Origin of the sequence: Thalassobius sp. Cn5-15 (assembly GCF_022347685.1) — a bacterium.
Classification (GTDB): domain Bacteria; phylum Pseudomonadota; class Alphaproteobacteria; order Rhodobacterales; family Rhodobacteraceae; genus Thalassobius.
The window spans coordinates 259,445-281,403 of record NZ_JAKRGF010000002.1; the positions used below are offsets into that span (position 1 = coordinate 259,445).

Sequence of the window (21,959 nt, forward strand, 5' to 3'; positions counted from 1 at the left end):
GTCCTGATCAGGTGTTGAACAGGAAGTGCATCACGTCGCCGTCCTGCACCTCATACCCCTTACCTTCGGCGCGCATTTTGCCCGCTTCTTTGGCGCCCTGCTCACCGTTGTTGGCGACATAATCATCATAGGCGATGGTTTCTGCACGGATAAAACCGCGCTCGAAATCGCCGTGGATCACGCCTGCGGCCTGCGGAGCCATGGTGCCGACCTTGATGGTCCAGGCGCGGGCCTCTTTCGGGCCGACGGTGAAATAGGTTTCCAGATGCAACAGGCCGTAGCCGGCTCGGATCAGGCGATCCAGACCCGGCTCTTCCAGCCCCATTTCGCCCAGGAACATCTCCGCCTCTTCGCCGTCAAGCTGGCTGATCTCTTCCTCGATGCGGGCAGAGATGATGACGTGGCTATTGCCCTGCTCGGCCGCCATTTCGGCGACGCGGACGGAATGGGCGTTTCCGGTGGCCGATTCATCTTCGGCCACGTTGCACACATAGAGAACCGGTTTGGTGGTCAGCAGCTGCAACAGCTTCCATGCTTTCAGGTCTTCATCATCAACCTCAACCAGACGGGCGGGCTTGCCATCTTCCAGCATCGCCTGCGCGGCGGCCAGAAGGCGCTCCTGCTGCTGCGCCTCTTTGTCGTTACCCTTCAGCTTGCGCACCAGATTGGCGCGGCGCTTTTCGATCGATTCCAGATCGGCGAGCATCAGCTCAGTTTCAATGGTTTCGGCGTCCATCACCGGATCAACGCGCCCCTCAACATGGGTCACATCGCCATCCTCGAAACAACGCAGCACGTGCGCGATGGCGTCAACCTCACGGATATTGGCAAGAAACTGGTTGCCCAGGCCTTCACCTTTGGAAGCCCCTTTCACCAGACCGGCGATATCCACAAAAGTCATCCGCGCCGGAATGATGCTGGCCGATTTGGCGATCCCTGCCAACGCGTCCAGGCGCTGATCCGGCACGTTCACCTCACCCACATTGGGTTCGATGGTGCAGAAGGGGAAGTTTGCCGCCTGCGCCGCAGCGGTTTTCGTCAGCGCGTTGAACAGGGTCGACTTGCCCACGTTCGGCAGACCCACGATACCCATCTTGAAGCCCATGACCGGCCCTTTCTGAAATCCATGTTTTACGGGGCTTCTAGGCAGTTGCTGACGCCGTGGCAAGATGCGTGTTATCCTAACCACCACAGCCTGACGGCGATCAACGCAGATTGCCACTCCCTTGCCCCCCCCTGTGGACCAACCAGAGGCCAGATCAAAGGAATGACCATGACCTTTACCCCCTACCTATACTTTGACGGTCAGGCCGAAGCGGCACTGCGCTATTATACAGAGGTGTTTGGCGCCAGCGACCTGACCCTGATGCCCTATCATGAGGCGCCGGAGGCGGAGGGCCTGCCAAAATCTGACCGGATCATGTACGGCCATATCATGCTGGGCGATGCCTGCCTGATGGCCTCCGATGTCATGCCGGGCACAGAAGCGGGGCCGCAACAGGCCGTTGCGATCAACTTTCCGGTTGAAACCGTCGAAGAGGGGCAGCAGCTGTTTGACCGCCTGTGCGACGGCGGCGCAGTGACGATGCCCTATGGGCCGGTGTTCTATTCCAAGGCGTTTGGCATGGTGAAGGACCGGTTCGGCACCCACTGGATGATCGGCGTTCCACCAGAAGAGCCTGCATCAGAATAAACACAGCTGCACAGTCCGGCCCAAGCGGCATTGATTTTCCGCCCCAAAGCAGGCACATGCAAAGTCAGTGATTTTGAAGGACAGCCGCATGACCCGCATTGACGCCAAGTTCGCCGCCCTGAAAGCCGAAGGTAAAAAGGCCTTTGTCTCTTATGTCATGGCAGGGGATCCAGACTACGCCACCTCTTTGGAGATCGTCAAAGCCCTTCCCGAGGCGGGCGTAGACATCATCGAACTGGGCCTGCCCTTCACCGATCCGATGGCTGATGGCCCGACCATCCAGCTGGCGGGCCAACGTGCGCTAGATGCGGGCCAGACCCTGCAGTCCACGCTGGATCTGGCGGCAGAATTCCGCAAAGATGATGACACCACCCCGATCGTGCTGATGGGCTATTATAACCCGATCTATAACCGTGGCGTGGACAAATTCTTGGCAGACGCCAAAGAGGCGGGCATCGACGGTCTGATCGTGGTCGACCTGCCGCCCGAAGAAGATGACGAACTGTGCATTCCCGCCCAGAAGGCTGGCCTGAACTTCATCCGTCTGGCCACACCGACCACCGATGAGAAACGCCTGCCCACCGTGCTGCAAAACACCAGCGGTTTTGTTTACTACGTCTCCGTCACCGGCATCACCGGTTCGGCAGAGGCGCAGGCAGGCAACGTCGGTCCCGAGGTGGCGCGCATCAAGGCCGCAACCGATCTGCCGGTGATCGTCGGCTTCGGCATCAACACGCCGGAGGCTGCTGAAAACATCGCCTCCGTCGCCGATGGCTGCGTTGTGGGGTCTGCCATCGTGAAGGAAATCGGCGAGGGAAAATCGGTCGAAGAGGTCAGCGCCTTTGTTGCCTCTTTGGCGGACGGCGCGCACCGCGCCTGATCCCCAACCCTATCTCTGAACACCCGCAAACGCGCCCTTGTGGCGCGTTTTTCTTTGCGCGCGCCGGCCCATAGCACAGAAGAAACCGGACCAATTTGGACACAAAACCACCCCTACAGATCGAATTGGTCATATTTTAATGGAAAGGGATTGTCGCAGCAGCACATAGGCGGTAAAGAAACCTAACCAAAATGTAAGGTTTCGACTCATCATGCCTGTCATCACCAACATCGACGACCTGAAACGCATCTACAAACGCCGTGCCCCGCGGATGTTCTACGACTACGCCGAAAGCGGCAGCTGGACAGAACAGACGTTTCGCGAAAACACCTCGGATTTTGATCAGCTGTATCTGCGCCAGCGTGTTGCGGTTGATATGTCGGGCCGTTCGACCGCAACGCAGATGATCGGTCAGGATGTGACAATGCCAGTTGCTCTGGCGCCTGTCGGCCTGACCGGCATGCAGCACGCGGATGGAGAGATTAAAGCCGCCCGCGCTGCAGAAAAGTTCGGCGTGCCCTTCACCCTGTCCACCATGTCGATCAACTCGATCGAGGATGTGGCAGAGGCAACCACAAAACCTTTCTGGTTCCAGCTTTACACCATGAAGGATCAGGATTTTGTCAGTCGCCTGATCCAGCGCGCCAAGGATGCGAAATGCTCGGCGCTGGTGATCACGCTGGACCTGCAAATCCTTGGCCAACGCCATAAGGATCTGAAAAACGGCCTGTCCGCGCCGCCGAAACTGACGCCGTCGACCATCGCTAACCTGATGACCAAATGGACATGGGGCCTACAGATGCTGGGCGCGAAACGTCGCAATTTCGGCAATATCGTTGGCCACGTCGAAGGTATCTCGGACGCTGCGAACCTTGGTGCATGGACCGCAGAACAATTCGACCCGACGCTCGATTGGGGAAAGATCGCCAAGATCAAGGAAGAATGGGGCGGTCCTGTTATCCTGAAGGGTATTCTGGACGCTGAAGATGCCAAGATGGCTATGTCCGTTGGCGCCGACGCTATCGTTGTGTCAAACCACGGCGGTCGCCAGCTGGATGGTGCGATGAGTTCGATCAAAGCGCTGCCGTCCATTCTGGACGCCGTGGGCGATCAGGTCGAGGTGCATCTGGACAGCGGCATCCGGTCCGGTCAGGACGTGCTGAAGGCGCTGGCCATGGGCGCCAAAGGCACCTATATCGGCCGCGCCTTTGTCTATGGTCTAGGCGCGATGGGCGAAGCTGGCGTCACACGGGCGCTGGAGGTCATCCACAAGGAACTGGACACCTCAATGGCGCTGTGCGGACGCCGCCGCGTTGATGAGCTGGACCGTGATATCCTACTGATCCCACAAGATTTCGAAGGCCGCTGGCAATAGCCGGCACCCACCACTCACGGCCCTAGAAAGAAAGGCCCGGGGTTTTGACACCCCGGGCCTTTTTGGTGCAGGGTGCCGCCAGTTAAAAACACCAAGAGGCTGGGCATGCTGGTTTTTGTTGATGCGAATATCGCACTGTTTGCGGTGCCGAAAACCGGCTCCACCGCCTATCATCTGGCGCTGAAAAGCAAGGCAGACATCGCGCTGGTGGGCAAACAGGCGCTCAAACATATGCCACTGCGCAAGTATGATCAGCATTTCGCTCCCTTCCTCAAAGGCGCCTATGGGATGACGCCGGAACGGGTCGCGGTGATGCGCCATCCGGTGGAACAAATCCGCAGCTGGTACAAATACCGCAGCCGCGACAAGGTGCGCGGCGCCAATGCGGTGCCCGCGGGCATGCGCTTTGACGATTTCGTGGCAGAGGTGATTTCCCGCAAACCGGCGCCCTGCGCTAAACTGGGCAGCCAGTTCACCTTTTTGACCAATGACGCAGGTGAATTGCGCACCGATCACCTCTTTGCCTATGAGCGGCCATTAAAACTGATCCGCTTCCTGCAGGACCGGATCGGCACCCCCGTTGAAACGCAGCAGAAAAACGTCTCCCCCCACCGTGATGCGCCGCTGAGTGCCGCGATGGAGGCGGATCTGCGTGCCGCGCGATCGGAGGAATTCGCACTCTATGATCGGGTGATGCAAGCAGGCGGCCATCTGGAAACACGGATTGTCGAGTGACGGGGCACGACGCCCGCGCCATCCCTTCCCTGCCCCAATAAAATAAGCCCTTTCAAAATCCTCCCAGCTGGTCTATACGCGCGGCTTCATGCGGGCATACAGCCTTGGAGGATGCCCGCGATTCTAACTTATTTATGGAGAATTCCAAATGGCTGGAACTATTCCTGACCTTCACGCAGAGGTCCGCACGGGGACAGGCAAGGGCGCCGCTCGTCAAGCACGTCGCGATGGCAAAGTCCCCGGTATCGTATTCGGTGGCGAAGCAGAGCCGCTGGCAATCAACATCCCCTTCAACGACCTGCTGAAGCGCCTGAAAGCTGGCCGCTTCAAGTCGACCCTGTTCAACCTGAAGGTTGAAGGTCAAGAAGACGTGCGCGTGATCTGCCGCGACGTTCAGCGTGATGTTGTCAAAGACCTGCCGACTCACATCGACCTGATGCGTCTGCGCCGCACCACCCGCATCAACCTGTTCATCAACGTGAACTTCGAAAACCAAGATGACTGCCCCGGCATCAAAAAAGGTGGCGTACTGACCATTGTACGTCCCGAAGTTGAACTGGAAGTTCTGGCTGGCGACATCCCTGAGTCGATCACCGTTGATCTGGCAGCAGCCAACATCGGCGACGTTCTGCACATCTCCGACGTGACCCTGCCCGAAGGCGCCAAGCCGACCATCGACCGTGACTTCGTTATCGCGAACATCTCGGCTCCGTCGGGCCTGCGTTCGGATGAGAACGAAGCGGAAGACGGCGAAGCAGAAGGCGGCGAAGAGTAATCTTCACCCGACTTTTGATCGTACAAAAAGAAACGCGGGACAGATCACTGTCCCGCGTTTTTTCTTTGTGCAGCTGCCTGAAATTCGGATGGGCAATCAGGCGCTTTCGTGCAGCACGGTCTGGAATCCCTCAAACTGCGGCGGGCCAGCCATCAGGCCTTTGGTGCCGCTGTTGCCGGCATTCTTGTGGGCATCACGGAACTGCTGGGACTTGGTCCACGCAATAAAGTCTTCCTCAGTCTCCCACAGGGTGTGGGACGAATAGAGGCGGTAGTCCTCAGTCGCGGGGCCTTTCAGCATGCGAAATTCCTGATAGCCTTTCAGCTCGTTCAGGCGGCCTTCACGCTGGCGCCAGACTTCTTCAAACTCTTCTTCTTTGCCAAGGACCACCTTGAAACGGTTCATCGCGATATAGGACATGCCTTTTCCTTTACTGAAATGGGGGAGAGGCTGGCAGGAACACACGTTCGGCTGGCTACGCGCACCTTTGCGCTGATGCGCGGCGAAGGTCAACGGGACGCGACGGCGCAGGCAGGGGTTTTGTGTGCCAGCCATTTGACGTAAAACGCCCAAACACCCGAATGACCCGGCCCCATTGATCCGGCCCCCTGTTCAAACCCAGAGGAATGACCCCATGCAGCTTTTCGTTGGCCTCGGCAATCCGGGCGCAAAATATGCCGGTAACCGCCACAACATCGGCTTTATGGCGCTGGATGCGATTGCCCGCGATCATAACTTTGCTCCGTGGCGCGGCAAGTTTCAGGGGCAGGTCAGCGAAGGTCGCCTGGGCCGTGAAAAGGTCATCCTGCTAAAGCCAGAAACCTTTATGAACCTTTCCGGTCAGTCGGTCGGCGAAGCGATGCGGTTTTACAAACTAACCCATGACGATGTGGTGGTCTTTCACGACGAACTGGATCTGGCACCGGGCAAATGCCGGGTGAAACAGGGGGGCGGCCACGCGGGGCACAACGGGTTGCGCTCTATTCACCAGCATATCAGCCCCGAGTACACTCGCGTGCGTCTGGGCATCGGTCATCCCGGTCACAAGGACCGCGTGTCGGGCTATGTGCTGGCCGATTTTGCCAAGGCCGAGCAAACCTGGCTGGACGATCTGATGCGCGGCATTTCCGATGGTGCGGCGCATCTGGCCGAAGGTGACAATGGCAAGTTTCAGAACGCCGTTGCCCTGCGGGTGAACCCACCGCGCAGCTCTGGTGGGCAAAAGGGCGAACAGGGCGGCAAGCCTCAGGGCGCATCGACGAAGGCAGACACACCCAAGGCTGACCAACCTGCCGCGAAACCCACCAAACCTGCTGCGGATCAGCCCGACACCCGATCCGCGATGGAACGGTTGCTGGACAAATTCAAATAGTCCGCGCAAACGCTTTACCTAACGGCACCACCTCACCCCCTTGCCCCATGCCAGTCCCGCATGGTCATCTGCGGGTCGGGAGGATTGCTTATGCGTATAGTATTTAGGTGGGCTGCACGGCTCGTTCTTTTGTCGTGTCTGGCCGTTTTGGTCGTAGGTGTCTGGAAACGCGAAGAGGTCACACGTCTCTTGGCGGTGAACAGCCTCTTTGCCGAAGACAAGATCGTCAGCAACTTTTCCAACATGGACCAACTGTTCTGGACCAAACCCGTTCTGCGCGGTGATGGCCCTGTCAGCCCGCTGCCCCAAGGCGCAGCTATGACCCTACCTGCTGGATCGGACGATTGGATCAAACAGCGCGCGCTCACTGGCCTTTTGGTGTTGAAAGGCGGCGAGATCCGGCATGAAAACTACTACCAAGGCACCACGCCACAAGATCGCCGCATCAGCTGGTCGGTGGCAAAATCCTTCCTGTCGGCGCTCTTGGGCATTCTGGTGGACGAAGGGGCACTGGCGCTGGAGGATCCGCTGACCCAATACGTTCCTGCGCTTAAGGGATCAGCCTATGAAGGCGCCCGCGTGATCGACGCGTTGCACATGGCCAGCGGGATCGCGTTCAACGAGGACTATCTGGATTTCTATTCCGACATCAACAAGATGGGCCGCGTGCTGGCTCTGGGCGCGTCGATGGACAGTTTCGCCACCAGTCAGGACCGTGTGCGCGATGCACCGGGGGCAAGCTGGAAGTATGTCTCGATCGACACACATGTGATTGCAATGGCGATCCGTGGTGCGACGGGGCGCAACATCCCCAGCCTGATGCAGGAAAAGCTGATCGCGCCGCTGGGTCTGGAAGATGACGCGCTAATGATCACCGATGGTCTGGGCGACAGCTTCGTTCTGGGCGGCCTCAACATGCGTCTGCGCGACTATGGCCGGTTTGGCCAGATGGTGCTGCAGGACGGTGTCTGGCAAGGCAAACGCATCCTGCCTGAAGGCTGGGTCAAACGGTCCGGCACGTTCACCGCCCCCACCGCCGAAGGGCAACAAGCCTATGGCCTGCACTGGTGGGGCGCACGCGACCCACGCGAAGGTGAGTTTTTCGCGCGCGGGATTTATGGTCAATATGTCTACATCAACAGACCGCAGGATGTTGTGGTGGTCGTCACCTCGGCCGACCGCCTGTTCCGAGAAAAAGGCGTCAGCGACGAAATGGTCGATATGTTGCGCCAGATCGTGGCAGCAGCGCAGAGCTAACCCTCACGGTCTTCCCACTCGGGAAGAAGAGGAAAAGGGACGGGCCTGCAGGTTCTGTCAGAGCGCACGCGAAGGAGAAAATGCATGGTTCATCCCCTGCCCGCAATCAACGTACTGGGCGCCACATTGACGCCCTGTTCAACCGATCCTGTGACCGGCTTTTTTCGCGATGGTCATTGCAACACCTGCCCCGAGGATCAGGGATCCCACACCGTCTGCGCGGTGATGACGGCAGAGTTTCTGGCGTTTTCCAAATATCTTGGCAACGACCTCAGCACGCCGGTGCCGGAATACGACTTCCCCGGTCTAAAACCGGGGGACCAATGGTGCCTGTGCGCAAGCCGCTTCATGCAGGCCCATGTGGAGGATTGTGCACCCCAGGTTCGCCTTGCCGCCACTCACCAGCGTGCGCTGGAAGTGGTACCGCTGGAGCTGCTGCAGCGTTACGCAATCGACTGAGCGCTGCGATCCCCCTGCCCTGCCTCGCCAGCTTCATGCGTGCCGTCCAGCAGATCCTCGATGAACAGGCTCAGCAGTTGCGCACGATTGCTGACCTCTGCCTTGCGGTAGATCGCATTGCTTTGCGCCTTCACAGTGCCGGGAGAAGTGTTGCGCAGGCTGGCAATCTCTTCGATGCTGCAGCCCTTCAGCGAAAACAGTGCGACCTCGCGTTCCGCCGGCGTCAGCGCCCATCCGCGGAACCGCTCTTCCAAATGGTCGTGAAAGGCGCTCTGCACCACGCGCAGGCTCTCCTCTGCCTGCTGGGTGCGCTGCATGGATCGACGGAAGGCAATCCAGCCCAGCACCACGCCAAGGATCAGGCCAAGGGCGGCCCCCACCTCTAGCAATTCGCGGGTTTGCCAACTGATCGGCGAGGCGCGCAGCCCCACCACGGTGGCCAGAATGTCAGACACAAAGAAGACAGCGCAGATCGCCTGCAGCAGGATCAGAATGATCAGGGGGACAGATTTGGTCATGCGGCACTCTCCGGCGCGCAGATAACGGCGGGGCGATGGAGGTTAATAGTCATCGTCACCGCCGTCATCGTCATCATCGCCACCGTCATCATCATCAAAATCGTCGGCATCGCCGTCATCGTCCCAGTCGCGGTCGTCATCCAGATCACCGTCAAGATCGCCTTCAAGATCGCCTTCAAGATCACTGTCCGGATCATCGTCCATGTCCTTCCAGTCCCCTTTGTCATCATCGCGATCGTCATCATCATCCCATGTGGGCGCAATGGTGCGATGGTCGCCCTCGTCCTTCTCATCCTCCCAATGGTCACGCAGCACCTGACCTGTGCGGGGATTCACGATCACCTCGCGCTCCGCCCCCTTACCGGTGGCTTCAATGCGGATACGTCCCAGAAAGGTGCGTGACACTTCGACCCGGTCATAGCCCTGATCAATCAACTGCTGTGTCACATGATCGACAATCGGGTTGGCCTGTGCTTGCGCAGCAAACGCAGCCAGCGCCAGAATGGCAAAAGTTCGGCGGATCAATGTTCGGTCCTCTGCACGGTTATAGTCACACAGGCTGCGCCCCACCCTCGCTGGCATGACGTACGGATGCAAGGGGGCTGGACGCAGGAGGCTGCCCCAGTGGGGCAGCCATGTGATTGTGGGGCTATCAGGTGTCCCGATCAGAGGTCATCGCGACCGTCATCAGAATCGTCGTCACCGTTGTCATCATCGCCGTCATCGTCTTCGTCGTCTTCGTCGTCTTCGTCCTCGTCCTCGTCGTCTTCAATGTCGGCATCATCAAGATCGCTGTCGTCCATATCACTGTCATCAAAATCGTCGTCAACGCCGCCGTCCATGTCGTCGCCCATGTCGTCGCCCATGTCCCCGTCCATATCATCATCCATGTCGTCCATGTCGTCAGTCATGCCGTCATCCATGTCATTATCCATGTCATCGTCCAAATCGTCGAACTCGTCGTCGATATCGTCGTCCCCTTCTCCGACGTCGTCATCCTCGTCGTAGCGTTCCACCTCATGAGACAACACATCCCCGTCGCGGGCGTCATAGGTGGTTTCAATGGCGTAGCCGTCACGCACCGCTTCGACGGTGACTTCCATACCGTCGGCGTAGACTTCAACCTCGTCATAGCCTTCGCGGTTGAAGTGCTCGACCACCGCTGCGACGAAATCATCAGGCGTTGCGGGCACCTGAGCGTGCGCCTGTGCAGTGAACCCGAAGGCGATGGTGGTGGTGGTGATCAGAATACGTTTCATGTCTGCTCCTCTTCCGTGTTGGCGGACGCCTTTTCGATGTCGGGTCCGATATGTGACGGCAAGCGGACAAAGCGCCTGCCACAGCGGAACCAAAGCGCGAGAGGCAGCACAAGACCATCACCCCAAAGATTACACCCGCGCTCTCAGAACGCGGGTTTAGGGGCATAAACCTTGGTTTATGGCAGATTTTCGGTTTTGCAGCGCGGGGTTACAGCTGCGCCTCCATCTGACGCAGGTGATCTTCAAATTCAGAACAGAACACCACTTCACGCGCTTCGGGGTCGTAGAAGGCGTTGGCCTCGCCGCAGCTTTCTTCGCGCACGGTTAGCTGCGTGGACAACGACAGCTCATTATTTAGGGCCTTTACCTCTTCGGCAATCACCTGCGCGGTCAGACTGTCTGTGTCACCCTCAAAGGTGATCGTTTGCCCCGCGCCCCGCGCTGTCAGTTCATCCAGCAAAACGCCCCAGCTGGCATCCGCCTGCTCATATTCCATCGGGCAATACTCCGCACGTTCCTGCGGCAGGTCAAACTCCTTGGCGAACTCTTCCCGCGCATCAGGATTGGCACCGTAGAATAGACAAACCGTATTATAAAACCGCTGTTCATCAGGACCATGCGTGTCCCACCAGGCGATCTCTTCCACGCCGCCCTCACGCATTTCTGCCTCCCCGATGAAGCCCCAGGCTGCGTCATAGGCCAGCGCCTGCGCTGCCTCTTCTTCAAACAGGGTGTGGATCATCAGGATGGAAAACACATCCGCCGCATCCTCTTCCTGACCAAAGATCGGCACCTGTTCCAGATCGATCAGCGCATGGGCCAGTTCGTGGTAGAAGATGCCAAGGATATTGGCTTCAACAAAGCTGCTCTCGGCCTCTTCGGCCACGGCGGCGAACGGCATCAATGCGGCCAGTGCGGCGGGGATAAAACGGTTCATGATGGTCCTCCTTCAGAACGTGGCCCGACTATGCCAAGGGCTGCGCGCAGGTTGCAAGAAGGCGTCACACGAAAACGGCCCGGGTTGCCCCCGGGCCGCAAGAACATTCATCTATGCCACGCCGATCAGTCGGCGTCGCGACCTTCCAGACCAGCAAGGTCAACGCCAAGGTGACGCGCCACGGTAAAGATATCCTTGTCACCACGACCACACATGTTCATCACGATGATATGGTCTTTGGGCAGTTCTGGCGCGATCTTCATCACATGGGCCAGCGCGTGGCAGGGTTCCAGCGCAGGAATGATGCCTTCGCTTTCACAAGAGAATTGGAACGCCTCCAACGCCTCTTTGTCGGTAATAGACACGTATTTGGCGCGACCGATCTCATGCAGCCAGCTGTGTTCCGGCCCGATACCCGGATAATCGAGACCTGCTGAGATTGAATAGCCATCAAGTATCTGGCCATCGTCATCCTGCAACAGGAAGGTACGGTTTCCGTGCAGCACACCCGGGCGCCCACCAGTCAGCGAGGCGCAGTGTTCCATATCGTCGTTCACACCCTTACCGCCGGCCTCTACGCCGATAACATTGACGCTTTCATCGTCAAGGAAGGGGTGGAACAAACCGATGGCGTTTGATCCGCCGCCGATCGCTGCGATGATGGTGTCGGGCAACCGGCCCTCGCCCTCTTGTTCCTGCAATTGCGTGCGCACCTCTTTGCCAATGATCGACTGAAAATCGCGGACCATCGCCGGATAGGGGTGCGGACCTGCGGCAGTACCGATGCAGTAGAAGGTGTCGTTGACATTGGTCACCCAGTCGCGCAACGCGTCGTTCATCGCGTCTTTCAGCGTGCCGCGGCCCGATTCCACTGCGACGACTTCTGCCCCCAGCAATTTCATGCGGAACACGTTCGGTTTCTGACGTGCAACGTCATGCGCGCCCATGTAGACCACACATTTCAAACCGAATTTTGCACAGACGGTGGCGGTTGCCACGCCGTGCTGACCAGCACCAGTTTCGGCGATGATACGGGTTTTCCCCATGCGGCGCGCTAGCAGAATCTGACCCAACACGTTGTTGATCTTATGTGCGCCTGTGTGGTTCAGTTCATCGCGTTTCAGGTAGATCTTGGCCCCGCCCAAACGTGCGGTCATGCCTTCGGCAAAGTAGAGCGGCGAAGGACGGCCGACGTAGTGTTTCCACAGATCTTCCATCTCCGACCAGAAGGTGGGATCCTCTTTGGCGCGCTCATACTCCTCTTCCAGCGACAGGATCAGCGGCATCAACGTTTCAGACACGAAACGTCCACCAAAATCCCCAAAACGGCCCTTTTTATCGGGGCCTTTCATGAAGCTGTTGAAAAGGTCATTGGCCATCGGTGGCTCCTCAGCTCAGAAGGTCATAATCCCCATGTGCATAGGCCGCATGGGTGATTTTTACCAGCCTGTTTTACAGGCTGCATCAACGGGTTGTCACGTAGCGCAAGCTATATTGCCCCGCAATAGAGGCAAGAGTTTACCCCACGCGTGCCGCAAAAAAACACAAGAGATCAGCCAAGCAACTTCTTGTACCCGATGTGGTCTGCTGAAAATCCAAGTCGTGCATAAAACCGTTGGGCATCTTCACGCGCTTTATTGGTGGTCAGCTGCAGCATAATGCAGCCTGCGTCCCGGGCGCGCCGTTCAGCATCGGCAAACATCAAGGCCCCGACGCCCTGACCGCGCAGGTCACTATGCACCCGTACATTTTCAATTTCGGCCCGCCGTGCGGCCTGCATTGAGAGGCCGGACATGCAAATCAACTGATAGGTGGCCACAACCTGCATCCCGGCAGCGCGTGTCTCGTCCACACCAACCAGCAACGCATTATTACTCTCGGCCCCAATCTGATCGAAGGCCTGAAAATAAGGGGCCAAGCTGTCACCTTCCCGGCCCTGCCCCAGAATATCGTCGCGCAGCAGGGCGACAATTTCAGGCACTTCACTGCGCTTTGCTGGGCGAAAAAGAATTGTCACGCCAGAGCAGCGCGCAAAAATGCGTCCATCAAGGCAGGATCTTTCACGCCGGGCGCAGTTTCAACACCAGAACTGACATCGACCTGACGTGCACCCGTGAGATTTTGCGCCCGCCCGACATTGTCAGGCGTGAGCCCTCCCGCCAGCATCCACGGCAGCGACCAGTATTTGCGCTTCACCAATTGCCAGTCAAAGGACAGACCATTGCCACCAGGCAGATCGGCCCCTTTTGGGGCCTTGGCGTCAATCAACAGTTGATCAGCGACATCAGAATAGCGGTCTATTTGAACAACATCCGCCTCCGTGGCAATGCCCACGGCCTTCATGACAGGCAGCCCATAGCGGGCTTTTACCTCGGCCACACGTTCGGGGCTTTCGCTCCCGTGCAGTTGCCACATGTCGATGGCTACATCGTCGTTGATCGCATCAAGCGTCGCATCATCGGCATTTACAACCAGTGCAACCTTGGCCAGCCCGACAGGCGCCGCCCAGGCCAGTTCGCGCGCCTCAGCAACGCTGACATTGCGCGGCGATTTTGGGAAAAAGACAAAGCCGACATAGGCTGCGCCCAGACGGCCAGCCAATTCAACATGGTCAGGCTGGCGCAGCCCGCAGATCTTTACCTTAGTGTCTTGGGGCATTGTCGCCTCAGGACGCCTTATCAAGCAGGGCCAGCACGTCGTCCTTCTGGGCCGACGGTGCCTCTGCCTCATTACGGCGTTTTTCGCGTTTCAACTGGCGGTTCAGCACCTGCACCTCTTGGGTCTTACGGGCCGCTTCGGCGCGGTGCTTGTATTCGCGCAGCCATTCCCAGACGAAACCGATCAACAGACCCGAGATGATAGCCCCGAAGATCACCACAAAGAGCGGCAGTTCAATTGACTGGCTAATGCCCAGCAGGCGCTCGAACGCCTCAGGCATCAGGGACAATGTCACAGTGCCACGGTTGGCAAAGGCAACAGACACCAGAACAAAGCCCAGAGTCGCAAGGAAGGCATAGCGGATGTAACGCATCAGTATCTTACTTTCCGTTCAGTCGGTCACGCAGCAGCTTACCCGTCTTGAAGAAGGGTACGTGTTTCTCTTCTACCTCAACAGACTCGCCGGTGCGCGGGTTACGTCCCGTTCTGGCATCCCGCTTCTTTACTGAAAACGCGCCAAAACCGCGCAATTCCACACGATCGCCGCGCGACATGGCACCGGTGATCTCGTCAAAAATCGTATTCACGATTTTTTCCACGTCCCGCTGGAACAGATGTGGATTTTCGTCTGCAATCTTCTGGATCAATTCCGAACGGATCATCGGCAAGTCCTCCCCCGGGAAAAATATCTGGCTAAATGCAGCCCAATTCATTGGACTATAGAAAGAAATTCCTTTGACGAAAACATACCTTTACGGTGTATGGCAAGTTTTCGCGGGCGAAAAAGGCGATCAGCGACCACATTCTCACCAAAAGCGGAACAGGAATGCAGAGCGCCACTGGCGCGCGATCTTTACCTGTTCCGCGGGCATTGATGATTCGTGGTGCCAAACCATGGTCGTTCCTGACACACACCCGACTGTAAAACCGTGCTGCGCCGCCCCCCCTCAATAGTGTGAGGAGGCAGGCATACCATCATTGGCATGCCCTCATAGTCCTCAGGACACCACAACCTTGATGGTCACGCGCGAGACATCAAAATTATCGTAAGCCTCCTGATCCTCGAAGGCGAAATCAATACTGCAGATCTCATCAAAAAATCCGGTTGTGATGCTTGGCTCCATGCTGAGCAGATGGAATGGGGACCCAGTGTTGAGTTGATAATGACTGCCCAGAAACTGCTGCACAGGGGCGCAGAAATCTCCGTCTTCAACAGTCTCGGCAAAGGGCTTCAGCCGTTCGTCGGCACGCGCCTGCAAGGCCTCCCATACCTCATGGTTCTCATCTGTGATGGCAACGTCAAGCCGGCGATGCTGCACATCGACGCCCGACACATCTTCGAACGGGTGGAAATCAAAATTCCACTGCCGGAACGGACCGGTGGTCGCGCCCCTTTCTTCGTAAGCTTCTAGGAATTCCCACTCGACCTCGAACTGTGACAGATCTGGCATCTGCGGCATGTCCCTTGGGGGGTGGGTGTCGGCAGCATCCGGCGAATAGAGCACGCGGCAGCACATCTCATGATCGCCCTCAAAGTCATAATACCACAGCTGCATGAAGAAGAAGAACAAGGTCCCGGTTTTCGGCATGTCGGGCATCCCCGGCAGACGCGGCACCTGCGCTAAATCTATCTGGGCGATGAAATGCATCGGAACGCTTTCATCCCCTTCGATATCCGCCATTGGCCACGCCATTTCAGGTGGCAAATTGGGCAAGCCGCCCGCCCAACACCCCGGCGCACCCGGTAGATCAGCCGTGGGCATCAGGTCTAACATCAGGGCCGGGCGGCGGCGCAACGCCAGTTCGCTGGCGATCTCTTCCTCCGTCATCGGCGCGTAGTATTTTAGCATCCGCGCAGTCATTTCATCAAAATGTACCTGCGAAAAATCACCATCCACATAACGCTTCATCGTGGGGTCAAGCCCATCAACGGAGGCGTATGCGTCAAACGCCATCAGCGGTGTGATCTGAGCAAGAAACGCTTCCACCCGTTCAGCACGAATTTCTTTTGGGTCGGTCGGGGTCTGGGACATAAAAGGTCTCCTCGGAATGATAAAAATTCACCTATGCCTAGGGACGACAGATGGCGCGACTTAGACACGATAAAGGCGAAACCAAGAAGGGCAACACAAGACAAACGATCCCCGCACACCGCCCCACCCCGCCCAAACAAAAAAGGCCCCGCAAACCGCGGGGCCTTTCTAATTTCACAGGGTCGGACGATTACTCGTCGCCGCCTTTCAGCGCTGCACCCAGGATGTCGCCCAGCGACGCACCGGAGTCGGAGGAACCGTACTGTTCCACGGCCTCTTTCTCTTCGGCAATTTCGCGTGCTTTGATCGACAGGCCCAGACGACGGGTCTTGTTGTCCACGTTGGTCACGCGCACATCAACCTTGTCACCAACCGAAAAACGCTCGGGGCGCTGTTCGGCACGGTCACGGGACAGATCGGAACGACGGATGAAGGATTTCATGCCTTCGTATTCCACTTCGATGCCGCCGTCTTCGATTGCGGTCACTTCAACGGTTACGATCGAGCCACGCTTAACGCCGCCGGTTGCTTCGGCGAACTTGTCGCCACCCAGGGCTTTGATCGACAGCGAGATGCGTTCTTTTTCAACATCCACTTCGGAGACAACGGCCGAAACCATGTCGCCTTTGCGGTAGTTCTGGATCGCGTCTTCGCCACGTTCGTCCCAAGACAGGTCGGACAGGTGAACCATGCCGTCGATTTCGCCGGGCAGGCCGATGAACAGACCAAATTCGGTGATGTTCTTGACTTCGCCTTCGACTTCGGTGCCCTCGGGGTGAGTTTCCGAGAAGACTTCCCACGGGTTGCGCATGGTCTGCTTCAGGCCCAGCGACACGCGGCGCTTGCCGGCGTCGATTTCCAGAACCATGACGTCCACTTCCTGCGAGGTCGAAACGATCTTGCCGGGGTGTACGTTTTTCTTGGTCCAGGACATTTCGGACACGTGAACCAGACCTTCAACGCCGGGCTCCAGCTCAACAAATGCACCGTAATCGGTGATGTTGGTGACGCGACCTTTGTGAACCGATTCCAGCGGGTACTTGGCGGCAACCAGATCCCACGGATCTTCTTGCAGCTGCTTCATGCCCAGGGAGATGCGGTGGGTGTCTTTGTTGATCTTGATGACCTGAACCTTAACGGTTTCACCGATCGACAGGATCTCGGACGGGTGGTTCACACGGCGCCATGCCATGTCGGTGACGTGCAGCAGGCCGTCTACGCCGCCCAGGTCAACGAAGGCACCGTATTCGGTGATGTTTTTAACAACACCGTCAACCGAATCGCCTTCGGCCAGTTTACCGATAACTTCAGCACGCTGTTCGGCACGCGACTCTTCGAGGATCGCGCGACGCGACACAACGATGTTGCCACGACGACGGTCCATCTTCAGGATCTGGAACGGCTGCTTCAGACCCATCAGCGGGCCAGCGTCACGTACGGGACGTACGTCCACTTGCGAACCGGGCAGGAAGGCTACTGCGCCACCCAGATCAACGGTGAAGCCACCTTTGACGCGGCCGAAGATGGCACCGTCAACACGCTGTTCGTCAGCATAGGCTTTTTCCAGACGATCCCAGGCTTCTTCACGGCGTGCCATCTCGCGCGAGATAACAGCTTCGCCACGGGCGTTTTCAGCAGCGCGCAGGTAAACCTCAACATTGTCGCCAACAGCGATTTCAGGAGCTTCACCCGGGTTTGCGAATTCTTTCAGTTCAACGCGGCCTTCCATCTTGTAGCCTACGTCGATAATGGCCTGGCCCGCTTCAATCGCGATTACCTTGCCTTTAACAACGGAACCCTCGGTCGGGGTGTCCATTTCGAAGCTTTCGTTCAAGAGTGCTTCAAACTCTTCCATCGAGGTCATAGCCATCTGGCGTATCAATCCTTTACAAGTCGTTTTAACTGGCCGACGGTTGTCTCCGCAGGTCTTGGGTTCATGATATCTTGCGCCGCAGCAACCGAGCAGTGGCATGAGGCGACACACAAACAAAGAACAAGGGCCTGAGTATTCCTCAAACCCTCCTCACCTCATCCGCGACTCTTTACGGTCACAAGATTGATCGCGCGTATAGGCCCTGACAGCCAATATAGCAAGGAAAATACGACTCTGACGCGCCTGTCGAACGGTCGTTCCCTGAACGCCCTTGCGGTACAGCCGGGCCGCTGGTAGCCACCACGCATGGAAAAGCAAATCGTCTGCATCAACTGGGGCACCAAATACGGCGCACCTTATGTGAACCGCCTCTACAAAATGGTCGAGGCGAATATCACCCCGCCCTTCCGCTTTGTCTGCTTCACTGACAACAGCGACGATTTCCTGCCCGAAATTGATTGCTTTGACCTGCCGCCAATGCCCGGCTTTATGCCCAAAAACACGCTGGGCAAATGGCCGAAATCCCGCCTCTGGGCGCCGGAATTAGGTGATCTGAAAGGCGCGTTTCTGTTCATTGATCTAGATGTCGTGATCACCGGGTCGCTTGATTCCTTCTTTGAATACGGTGACCCCGACGATGTGGTTCTGGCCCGCAATGCCGCCAAACCACTGCACCGTCTGGGCCAGACCTCGATCTACCGGATGCCGGTGGGGGCGCTGGCGCCGCTGCAACAGATCTTTGCCAATGATCCGCAGGCCGTCGCCGACAAATACCGGTTTGAACAGCATTTTGTGACCAAGAACGCCCCGAACGGCATCAAGTTCTGGCCGCGCACATGGGTGCAACACTTCCGCATCCAGTGCATACCGCGGTTCCCGCTGAACTATTTCACCGCCCCCAAGGTGCCGCGGGATTGCCGCGTGGTGATTTTCGCCGGATCGCTGAACCCGCCCGACGCGATGGTCGGCCAATACAAAGAGACCCTGCCACACCTGCCCCGACGCGCCCATATCAAACGCGCCTTCAGCATGAAGCGCCCACTGCGGGCCCTGCGACAGTTCTATTTCCCCGCCAAGTGGGTCAGTGACATCTGGGGCAAGGCCGACGCCTCCACCGCAGCAGAGCGCAAGACAGACTGACCCACCGGATCGCAGACATGTAAAAGGCCGCAGCGGACGATCCCCTGCGGCCTTTTTGATGCCCTTATCCGGGTTTGGCCGGATCTGGTCGGTTTACTTCACCTCAGTGATGAACTGATCCCGGGGACGGCGGACTTTTTTCAGGTTCACCAGCCAATCGCCCTGACCGTCACGGTAACCCAGCGGCAACAACAAAACCGACCGCAAGCCGCGCTCTTTCAGGCCCAGAATCTCATCAACCGCTCCGGGATCGAACCCTTCCATCGGGGTGCAATCTACCTCTTCTACAGCAGCAGCAGCCATGGCAAAGCCAAGCGCGATGTAGGCCTGACGGGCCGCGTGTTCGTAGTTCACCTGCGCGTCACGCGGCAGGTAGTTGTTTTTCAGGTTGGTATAATAAGCCTCTAGCAACTCGCTGCGGCCGCCGCGCTCATCCGCCATCTGATCAGTCACCGCATCAATGCGCGCCTCAGAATAGTTATCCCACGCGGCAAACACCAACAGGTGCGAACCGTCAGTGATCTGTTGTTGATTCCAAGCCACCGGTTTGATCTTCTCGCGCAGCTCGGGGTTGGTCACCACCAGCACCTCAAACGGCTGCAACCCGCTGGAGGTCGGCGCCAGTTCGATGGCCTTCAAAATGGTTTCCAGCTTCTCGTCCGATACGGATTTGGAAGGGTCCATTTTCTTGGTCGCATAGCGCCAGTTCAGTTTTTCGATCAGCATCTCTGTCTCATCCCGCAAACGCCCTTCGATAAGGGCAATTAAATTCAGAAACAGTTAGTTGGGGATGATCCCGCCCAGTGCAAGGGGGCATCAGCACAGCATATACCAATGCGCAGAGCTGCCGTAGCGTCGCGCCGTAGAACTACGGATAAAATTACATACGGTCGCGTATGGTCGCAATCGCCGCCTCAATCGCCGCAGCAATCGACAGATCAGACGTGTCGACCAACACCGCATCATCCGCCGGTTTCAGCGGTGCAGTGGCACGTTCACTGTCTCGCTTGTCGCGCGCGATCACATCCGACAGCACATCGTCATAGGATTGTTCGCTGCCCTTTTCCGACAGCTCCTTGAAGCGGCGGGTCGCGCGCACTTCGGCGCTGGCGGTAACAAACAGCTTGGCCTCCGCCTCGGGGCAGATCACCGTGCCGATGTCACGACCGTCCAGCACCGCACCGCCATCGCGACGGGCGAAAGCCACTTGAAAATCCACCAACGCGCTACGCACTTCAGGGATCACCGCAACCTTGCTGGCGGCCTGCGCCACATCAGCCGTGCGCAGATCGCCGCTCTCCAGATCCTCTGCCCGCAGGGCTTGTGCGGCCTCGATCGCATCGGCCCCTGCCAGAACCTTCGCCCCAACGGCACGATAGAGCAGCCCCGTATCCAGATGCGCGTAGCCGAAATGCGTTGCGACAGCCTTGGAAATGGTGCCTTTGCCTGAAGCGGCGGGTCCGTCGATTGCGATGGTGAATGGCATGTCTCGCTCCTCTTCCTCAAGCAGAGGGGTACTGCACCCCCCGCCCTGCCTCAAGGTGGAATTATGGCGCACCCTCGTGATGCCCCTTCAAAACGGCAAAACCCGGCCGCTTGGGCCGGGCTTCACTCTACAAACAACGGCCAGCGATCAGTCGCGGCGCAAATCAGCACCAAGACCGCCCATCAGATCCTCAAAAATCGGGAAAGAAGTGGCAATCGGGCTGCCGTCATCGACAGACACCGGCGCGCTTGCCGCCATGCCCATCACCATGAAGCTCATGGCGATACGGTGATCCAGATGGCTCTCGCAGGTGGCGCCACCGGGCACATTGCCGTGGCCGCGCCCTTTGACAATCCACCAATCCTCGCCCTCATCCACCTCAACGCCGTTGAGGCGCAGACCCTTGGCCATCGCATCAATTCGGTCGCTTTCTTTGACGCGCAACTCTTTCACACCGCGCATCACGGTATCACCCTCGGCAAAGGCCGCGACAACGGACAGCACCGGATATTCGTCGATCATGCTGGCCGCGCCTTCGGGGTCAATCTCGGCCCCTTTCAGATCGGGCGAGAACCGCGCGCGCAGATCCGCCACCGGCTCGCCCCCCTCTTCGCGCGGGTTCTCAAACGTCAGGTCCGCGCCCATGGATTGCAGCGCATAAAACAAGCCCGCCCGGGTTGGGTTCAAACCAATGTTGGGCACCAAGACATCCGATCCAGGCGTGATGATCGCCGCACAGACAGGGAAGGCCGCCGAGGATGGATCACGCGGCACCACGATGGTTTGCGGTGTCAGTTCAGGCCGACCTTTCAGGGTGATGACGCGGCCCTCGTCGGTCACTTCGGTGCGGATATCAGCACCGAAACCTGCCAGCATCCGCTCGGTGTGGTCGCGGGTCGCCTCTTTCTCAATCACCACAGTCTCCCCCGGCGCATTCAGACCCGCGAGCAAAACCGCAGATTTCACCTGCGCAGACGGCATCGGAACCTCATAACGCACAGGCACCGGATCAGCCGCGCCAACAATGGTCATCGGCAGCCGGCCACCAGAGCGGCCATAGGACTGCGCCCCGAACAAAGCAATCGGATCCGTCACCCGCGCCATCGGCCGCCCGTTCAGCGATGCATCCCCCGTGAAGGTCACGGTAATCGGCGTCGTCGCCATCGCGCCCATAATCAGACGCACACCAGTGCCGGAGTTGCCGCAATCAACCACATTGCCGGGTTCCGCAAAGCCGCCAACACCGACGCCATGCACATGCCATGTGCCATCCTCATCGCGCGTCACCTCCGCGCCGAAGGCACGCATGGCTTTCGCAGTATCCAGCACGTCTTCACCTTCCAACAGGCCGGTGACCACGGTCTCACCTACTGCCATCGCGCCGAACAACAACGACCGGTGACTGATAGATTTATCGCCGGGGACATGGGCCTCACCCTTCAGCGGGCCGCATTTATGCGATGACATCGGAATGGGGGTGCCGTGGCCGGACATGGTGCGCTCTCCTCA

General features: G+C 58.2%; 25 protein-coding genes. 9 read left to right on the plus strand and 16 right to left on the minus strand.

The genetic code is table 11. From position 1 onward, the window contains the following. Positions 1–7 precede the first annotated feature (7 nt). Positions 8–1,105, minus strand: coding sequence for a redox-regulated ATPase YchF (ychF, locus tag MHM86_RS07115; protein ID WP_239197434.1), 1,098 nt, complete (start codon positions 1,103–1,105; stop codon positions 8–10). A gap of 168 nt (positions 1,106–1,273) precedes the next feature. On the opposite strand from ychF, the gene MHM86_RS07120 reads away from it, so the two are divergent. The 5 genes from MHM86_RS07120 (at position 1,274) to MHM86_RS07140 (ending at position 5,458) form a co-directional block, all read left to right on the plus strand. Continuing rightward, positions 1,274–1,693, plus strand: a complete 420-nt coding sequence (locus MHM86_RS07120) for a VOC family protein (RefSeq protein WP_239197436.1) — start codon at positions 1,274–1,276, stop codon at positions 1,691–1,693. 88 nt (positions 1,694–1,781) lie between these two features. Further along, positions 1,782–2,573 (plus strand): tryptophan synthase subunit alpha, encoded by a 792-nt coding sequence (gene trpA / locus MHM86_RS07125; RefSeq protein ID WP_239197438.1) that lies wholly within the window; start codon positions 1,782–1,784, stop codon positions 2,571–2,573. A 211-nt stretch (positions 2,574–2,784) separates the two neighbouring features. Continuing rightward, the gene (locus tag MHM86_RS07130) at positions 2,785–3,948 is read left to right on the plus strand and encodes an alpha-hydroxy acid oxidase (protein WP_239197440.1); all 1,164 of its coding nucleotides are present in this window, start codon (positions 2,785–2,787) and stop codon (positions 3,946–3,948) included. A gap of 105 nt (positions 3,949–4,053) precedes the next feature. Beyond that, entirely contained in the window at positions 4,054–4,683 is a 630-nt protein-coding gene (locus MHM86_RS07135; RefSeq protein WP_239197442.1) for a hypothetical protein, read from the plus strand. Between the two features lie 148 nt (positions 4,684–4,831). Further along, positions 4,832–5,458: a 50S ribosomal protein L25/general stress protein Ctc gene (locus tag MHM86_RS07140; protein WP_239197444.1), complete on the plus strand. Its 627-nt coding sequence runs from the start codon at positions 4,832–4,834 to the stop codon at positions 5,456–5,458. Positions 5,459–5,554: 96 nt separating this feature from the next. Here MHM86_RS07140 and MHM86_RS07145 read toward each other — a convergent pair whose 3' ends face one another. Then, positions 5,555–5,878 carry an antibiotic biosynthesis monooxygenase gene (locus MHM86_RS07145; RefSeq protein WP_239197446.1) on the minus strand — a complete coding sequence of 108 codons (324 nt, stop codon included), beginning with the start codon at positions 5,876–5,878 and terminating at the stop codon, positions 5,555–5,557. Positions 5,879–6,092: 214 nt separating this feature from the next. Between MHM86_RS07145 and pth the strand changes: the two genes are divergently transcribed. The 3 genes from pth (at position 6,093) to MHM86_RS07160 (ending at position 8,546) form a co-directional block, all read left to right on the plus strand. Further along, positions 6,093–6,830, plus strand: coding sequence for an aminoacyl-tRNA hydrolase (pth, locus tag MHM86_RS07150; protein ID WP_239197448.1), 738 nt, complete (start codon positions 6,093–6,095; stop codon positions 6,828–6,830). A 90-nt stretch (positions 6,831–6,920) separates the two neighbouring features. Next, positions 6,921–8,087: a serine hydrolase gene (locus tag MHM86_RS07155; RefSeq protein WP_239197450.1), complete on the plus strand. Its 1,167-nt coding sequence runs from the start codon at positions 6,921–6,923 to the stop codon at positions 8,085–8,087. Between the two features lie 84 nt (positions 8,088–8,171). Continuing rightward, positions 8,172–8,546: a DUF2237 family protein gene (locus MHM86_RS07160; protein WP_239197452.1), complete on the plus strand. Its 375-nt coding sequence runs from the start codon at positions 8,172–8,174 to the stop codon at positions 8,544–8,546. On the opposite strand, the gene MHM86_RS07165 is transcribed toward MHM86_RS07160, so the two are convergent. From MHM86_RS07165 to rpsA, 11 genes are all read right to left on the minus strand, one after another. Further along, positions 8,531–9,064, minus strand: coding sequence for a LuxR C-terminal-related transcriptional regulator (locus MHM86_RS07165; protein ID WP_239197454.1), 534 nt, complete (start codon positions 9,062–9,064; stop codon positions 8,531–8,533). The genes MHM86_RS07160 and MHM86_RS07165 overlap by 16 nt on opposite strands. Positions 9,065–9,106: 42 nt before the next feature. Continuing rightward, entirely contained in the window at positions 9,107–9,589 is a 483-nt protein-coding gene (locus tag MHM86_RS07170; protein WP_239197456.1) for a hypothetical protein, read from the minus strand. 140 nt (positions 9,590–9,729) lie between these two features. Continuing rightward, positions 9,730–10,323 (minus strand): PepSY domain-containing protein, encoded by a 594-nt coding sequence (locus MHM86_RS07175; RefSeq protein ID WP_239197458.1) that lies wholly within the window; start codon positions 10,321–10,323, stop codon positions 9,730–9,732. A gap of 208 nt (positions 10,324–10,531) precedes the next feature. Further along, on the minus strand, positions 10,532–11,260 hold the full coding sequence (locus MHM86_RS07180) for a DUF4344 domain-containing metallopeptidase (protein WP_239197460.1): 729 nt from the start codon (positions 11,258–11,260) through the stop codon (positions 10,532–10,534). A gap of 125 nt (positions 11,261–11,385) precedes the next feature. Beyond that, on the minus strand, positions 11,386–12,639 hold the full coding sequence (trpB, locus tag MHM86_RS07185; RefSeq protein ID WP_239197462.1) for a tryptophan synthase subunit beta: 1,254 nt from the start codon (positions 12,637–12,639) through the stop codon (positions 11,386–11,388). Between the two features lie 173 nt (positions 12,640–12,812). Next, entirely contained in the window at positions 12,813–13,241 is a 429-nt protein-coding gene (locus MHM86_RS07190) for a GNAT family N-acetyltransferase (protein WP_239197464.1), read from the minus strand. 32 nt (positions 13,242–13,273) lie between these two features. Next, positions 13,274–13,918: a phosphoribosylanthranilate isomerase gene (locus MHM86_RS07195; RefSeq protein WP_239197466.1), complete on the minus strand. Its 645-nt coding sequence runs from the start codon at positions 13,916–13,918 to the stop codon at positions 13,274–13,276. A gap of 7 nt (positions 13,919–13,925) precedes the next feature. After that, entirely contained in the window at positions 13,926–14,291 is a 366-nt protein-coding gene (locus MHM86_RS07200; protein ID WP_239197468.1) for a lipopolysaccharide assembly protein LapA domain-containing protein, read from the minus strand. 7 nt (positions 14,292–14,298) lie between these two features. After that, a complete protein-coding gene (gene ihfB / locus MHM86_RS07205; protein WP_058318315.1) occupies positions 14,299–14,580 on the minus strand; it encodes an integration host factor subunit beta in 282 nt (93 codons plus the stop codon). A gap of 336 nt (positions 14,581–14,916) precedes the next feature. Next, the gene (locus tag MHM86_RS07210) at positions 14,917–15,951 is read right to left on the minus strand and encodes a DUF1963 domain-containing protein (protein ID WP_239197470.1); all 1,035 of its coding nucleotides are present in this window, start codon (positions 15,949–15,951) and stop codon (positions 14,917–14,919) included. 190 nt (positions 15,952–16,141) lie between these two features. Next, positions 16,142–17,821 (minus strand): 30S ribosomal protein S1, encoded by a 1,680-nt coding sequence (rpsA, locus tag MHM86_RS07215; RefSeq protein ID WP_239197472.1) that lies wholly within the window; start codon positions 17,819–17,821, stop codon positions 16,142–16,144. Positions 17,822–18,130: 309 nt separating this feature from the next. Between rpsA and MHM86_RS07220 the strand changes: the two genes are divergently transcribed. Beyond that, positions 18,131–18,964, plus strand: coding sequence for a glycosyl transferase (locus MHM86_RS07220; RefSeq protein ID WP_239197474.1), 834 nt, complete (start codon positions 18,131–18,133; stop codon positions 18,962–18,964). A gap of 93 nt (positions 18,965–19,057) precedes the next feature. On the opposite strand, the gene MHM86_RS07225 is transcribed toward MHM86_RS07220, so the two are convergent. From MHM86_RS07225 to aroA, 3 genes are all read right to left on the minus strand, one after another. Further along, entirely contained in the window at positions 19,058–19,690 is a 633-nt protein-coding gene (locus tag MHM86_RS07225) for an NAD(P)H-dependent oxidoreductase (protein WP_239197476.1), read from the minus strand. 154 nt (positions 19,691–19,844) lie between these two features. Then, the gene (locus MHM86_RS07230) at positions 19,845–20,450 is read right to left on the minus strand and encodes a d(CMP) kinase (RefSeq protein ID WP_239197478.1); all 606 of its coding nucleotides are present in this window, start codon (positions 20,448–20,450) and stop codon (positions 19,845–19,847) included. A gap of 147 nt (positions 20,451–20,597) precedes the next feature. Then, positions 20,598–21,944 carry a 3-phosphoshikimate 1-carboxyvinyltransferase gene (aroA, locus tag MHM86_RS07235; RefSeq protein ID WP_239197480.1) on the minus strand — a complete coding sequence of 449 codons (1,347 nt, stop codon included), beginning with the start codon at positions 21,942–21,944 and terminating at the stop codon, positions 20,598–20,600. Positions 21,945–21,959 lie beyond the last annotated feature (15 nt).

What these genes read in the sequence shown, in the direction of transcription:
- ychF (WP_239197434.1), bottom strand. Translation starts at nt 1,105, where the DNA reads ATGGGCTTCAAGATGGGTATCGTGGGTCTGCCGAACGTGGGCAAGTCG.
- MHM86_RS07120 (WP_239197436.1), top strand. Translation starts at nt 1,274, where the DNA reads ATGACCTTTACCCCCTACCTATACTTTGACGGTCAGGCCGAAGCGGCA.
- trpA (WP_239197438.1), top strand. Translation starts at nt 1,782, where the DNA reads ATGACCCGCATTGACGCCAAGTTCGCCGCCCTGAAAGCCGAAGGTAAA.
- MHM86_RS07130 (WP_239197440.1), top strand. Translation starts at nt 2,785, where the DNA reads ATGCCTGTCATCACCAACATCGACGACCTGAAACGCATCTACAAACGC.
- MHM86_RS07135 (WP_239197442.1), top strand. Translation starts at nt 4,054, where the DNA reads ATGCTGGTTTTTGTTGATGCGAATATCGCACTGTTTGCGGTGCCGAAA.
- MHM86_RS07140 (WP_239197444.1), top strand. Translation starts at nt 4,832, where the DNA reads ATGGCTGGAACTATTCCTGACCTTCACGCAGAGGTCCGCACGGGGACA.
- MHM86_RS07145 (WP_239197446.1), bottom strand. Translation starts at nt 5,878, where the DNA reads ATGTCCTATATCGCGATGAACCGTTTCAAGGTGGTCCTTGGCAAAGAA.
- pth (WP_239197448.1), top strand. Translation starts at nt 6,093, where the DNA reads ATGCAGCTTTTCGTTGGCCTCGGCAATCCGGGCGCAAAATATGCCGGT.
- MHM86_RS07155 (WP_239197450.1), top strand. Translation starts at nt 6,921, where the DNA reads ATGCGTATAGTATTTAGGTGGGCTGCACGGCTCGTTCTTTTGTCGTGT.
- MHM86_RS07160 (WP_239197452.1), top strand. Translation starts at nt 8,172, where the DNA reads ATGGTTCATCCCCTGCCCGCAATCAACGTACTGGGCGCCACATTGACG.
- MHM86_RS07165 (WP_239197454.1), bottom strand. Translation starts at nt 9,064, where the DNA reads ATGACCAAATCTGTCCCCCTGATCATTCTGATCCTGCTGCAGGCGATC.
- MHM86_RS07175 (WP_239197458.1), bottom strand. Translation starts at nt 10,323, where the DNA reads ATGAAACGTATTCTGATCACCACCACCACCATCGCCTTCGGGTTCACT.
- MHM86_RS07180 (WP_239197460.1), bottom strand. Translation starts at nt 11,260, where the DNA reads ATGAACCGTTTTATCCCCGCCGCACTGGCCGCATTGATGCCGTTCGCC.
- trpB (WP_239197462.1), bottom strand. Translation starts at nt 12,639, where the DNA reads ATGGCCAATGACCTTTTCAACAGCTTCATGAAAGGCCCCGATAAAAAG.
- MHM86_RS07195 (WP_239197466.1), bottom strand. Translation starts at nt 13,918, where the DNA reads ATGCCCCAAGACACTAAGGTAAAGATCTGCGGGCTGCGCCAGCCTGAC.
- MHM86_RS07200 (WP_239197468.1), bottom strand. Translation starts at nt 14,291, where the DNA reads ATGCGTTACATCCGCTATGCCTTCCTTGCGACTCTGGGCTTTGTTCTG.
- ihfB (WP_058318315.1), bottom strand. Translation starts at nt 14,580, where the DNA reads ATGATCCGTTCGGAATTGATCCAGAAGATTGCAGACGAAAATCCACAT.
- MHM86_RS07210 (WP_239197470.1), bottom strand. Translation starts at nt 15,951, where the DNA reads ATGTCCCAGACCCCGACCGACCCAAAAGAAATTCGTGCTGAACGGGTG.
- rpsA (WP_239197472.1), bottom strand. Translation starts at nt 17,821, where the DNA reads ATGGCTATGACCTCGATGGAAGAGTTTGAAGCACTCTTGAACGAAAGC.
- MHM86_RS07220 (WP_239197474.1), top strand. Translation starts at nt 18,131, where the DNA reads ATGGAAAAGCAAATCGTCTGCATCAACTGGGGCACCAAATACGGCGCA.
- MHM86_RS07225 (WP_239197476.1), bottom strand. Translation starts at nt 19,690, where the DNA reads ATGCTGATCGAAAAACTGAACTGGCGCTATGCGACCAAGAAAATGGAC.
- MHM86_RS07230 (WP_239197478.1), bottom strand. Translation starts at nt 20,450, where the DNA reads ATGCCATTCACCATCGCAATCGACGGACCCGCCGCTTCAGGCAAAGGC.
- aroA (WP_239197480.1), bottom strand. Translation starts at nt 21,944, where the DNA reads ATGTCCGGCCACGGCACCCCCATTCCGATGTCATCGCATAAATGCGGC.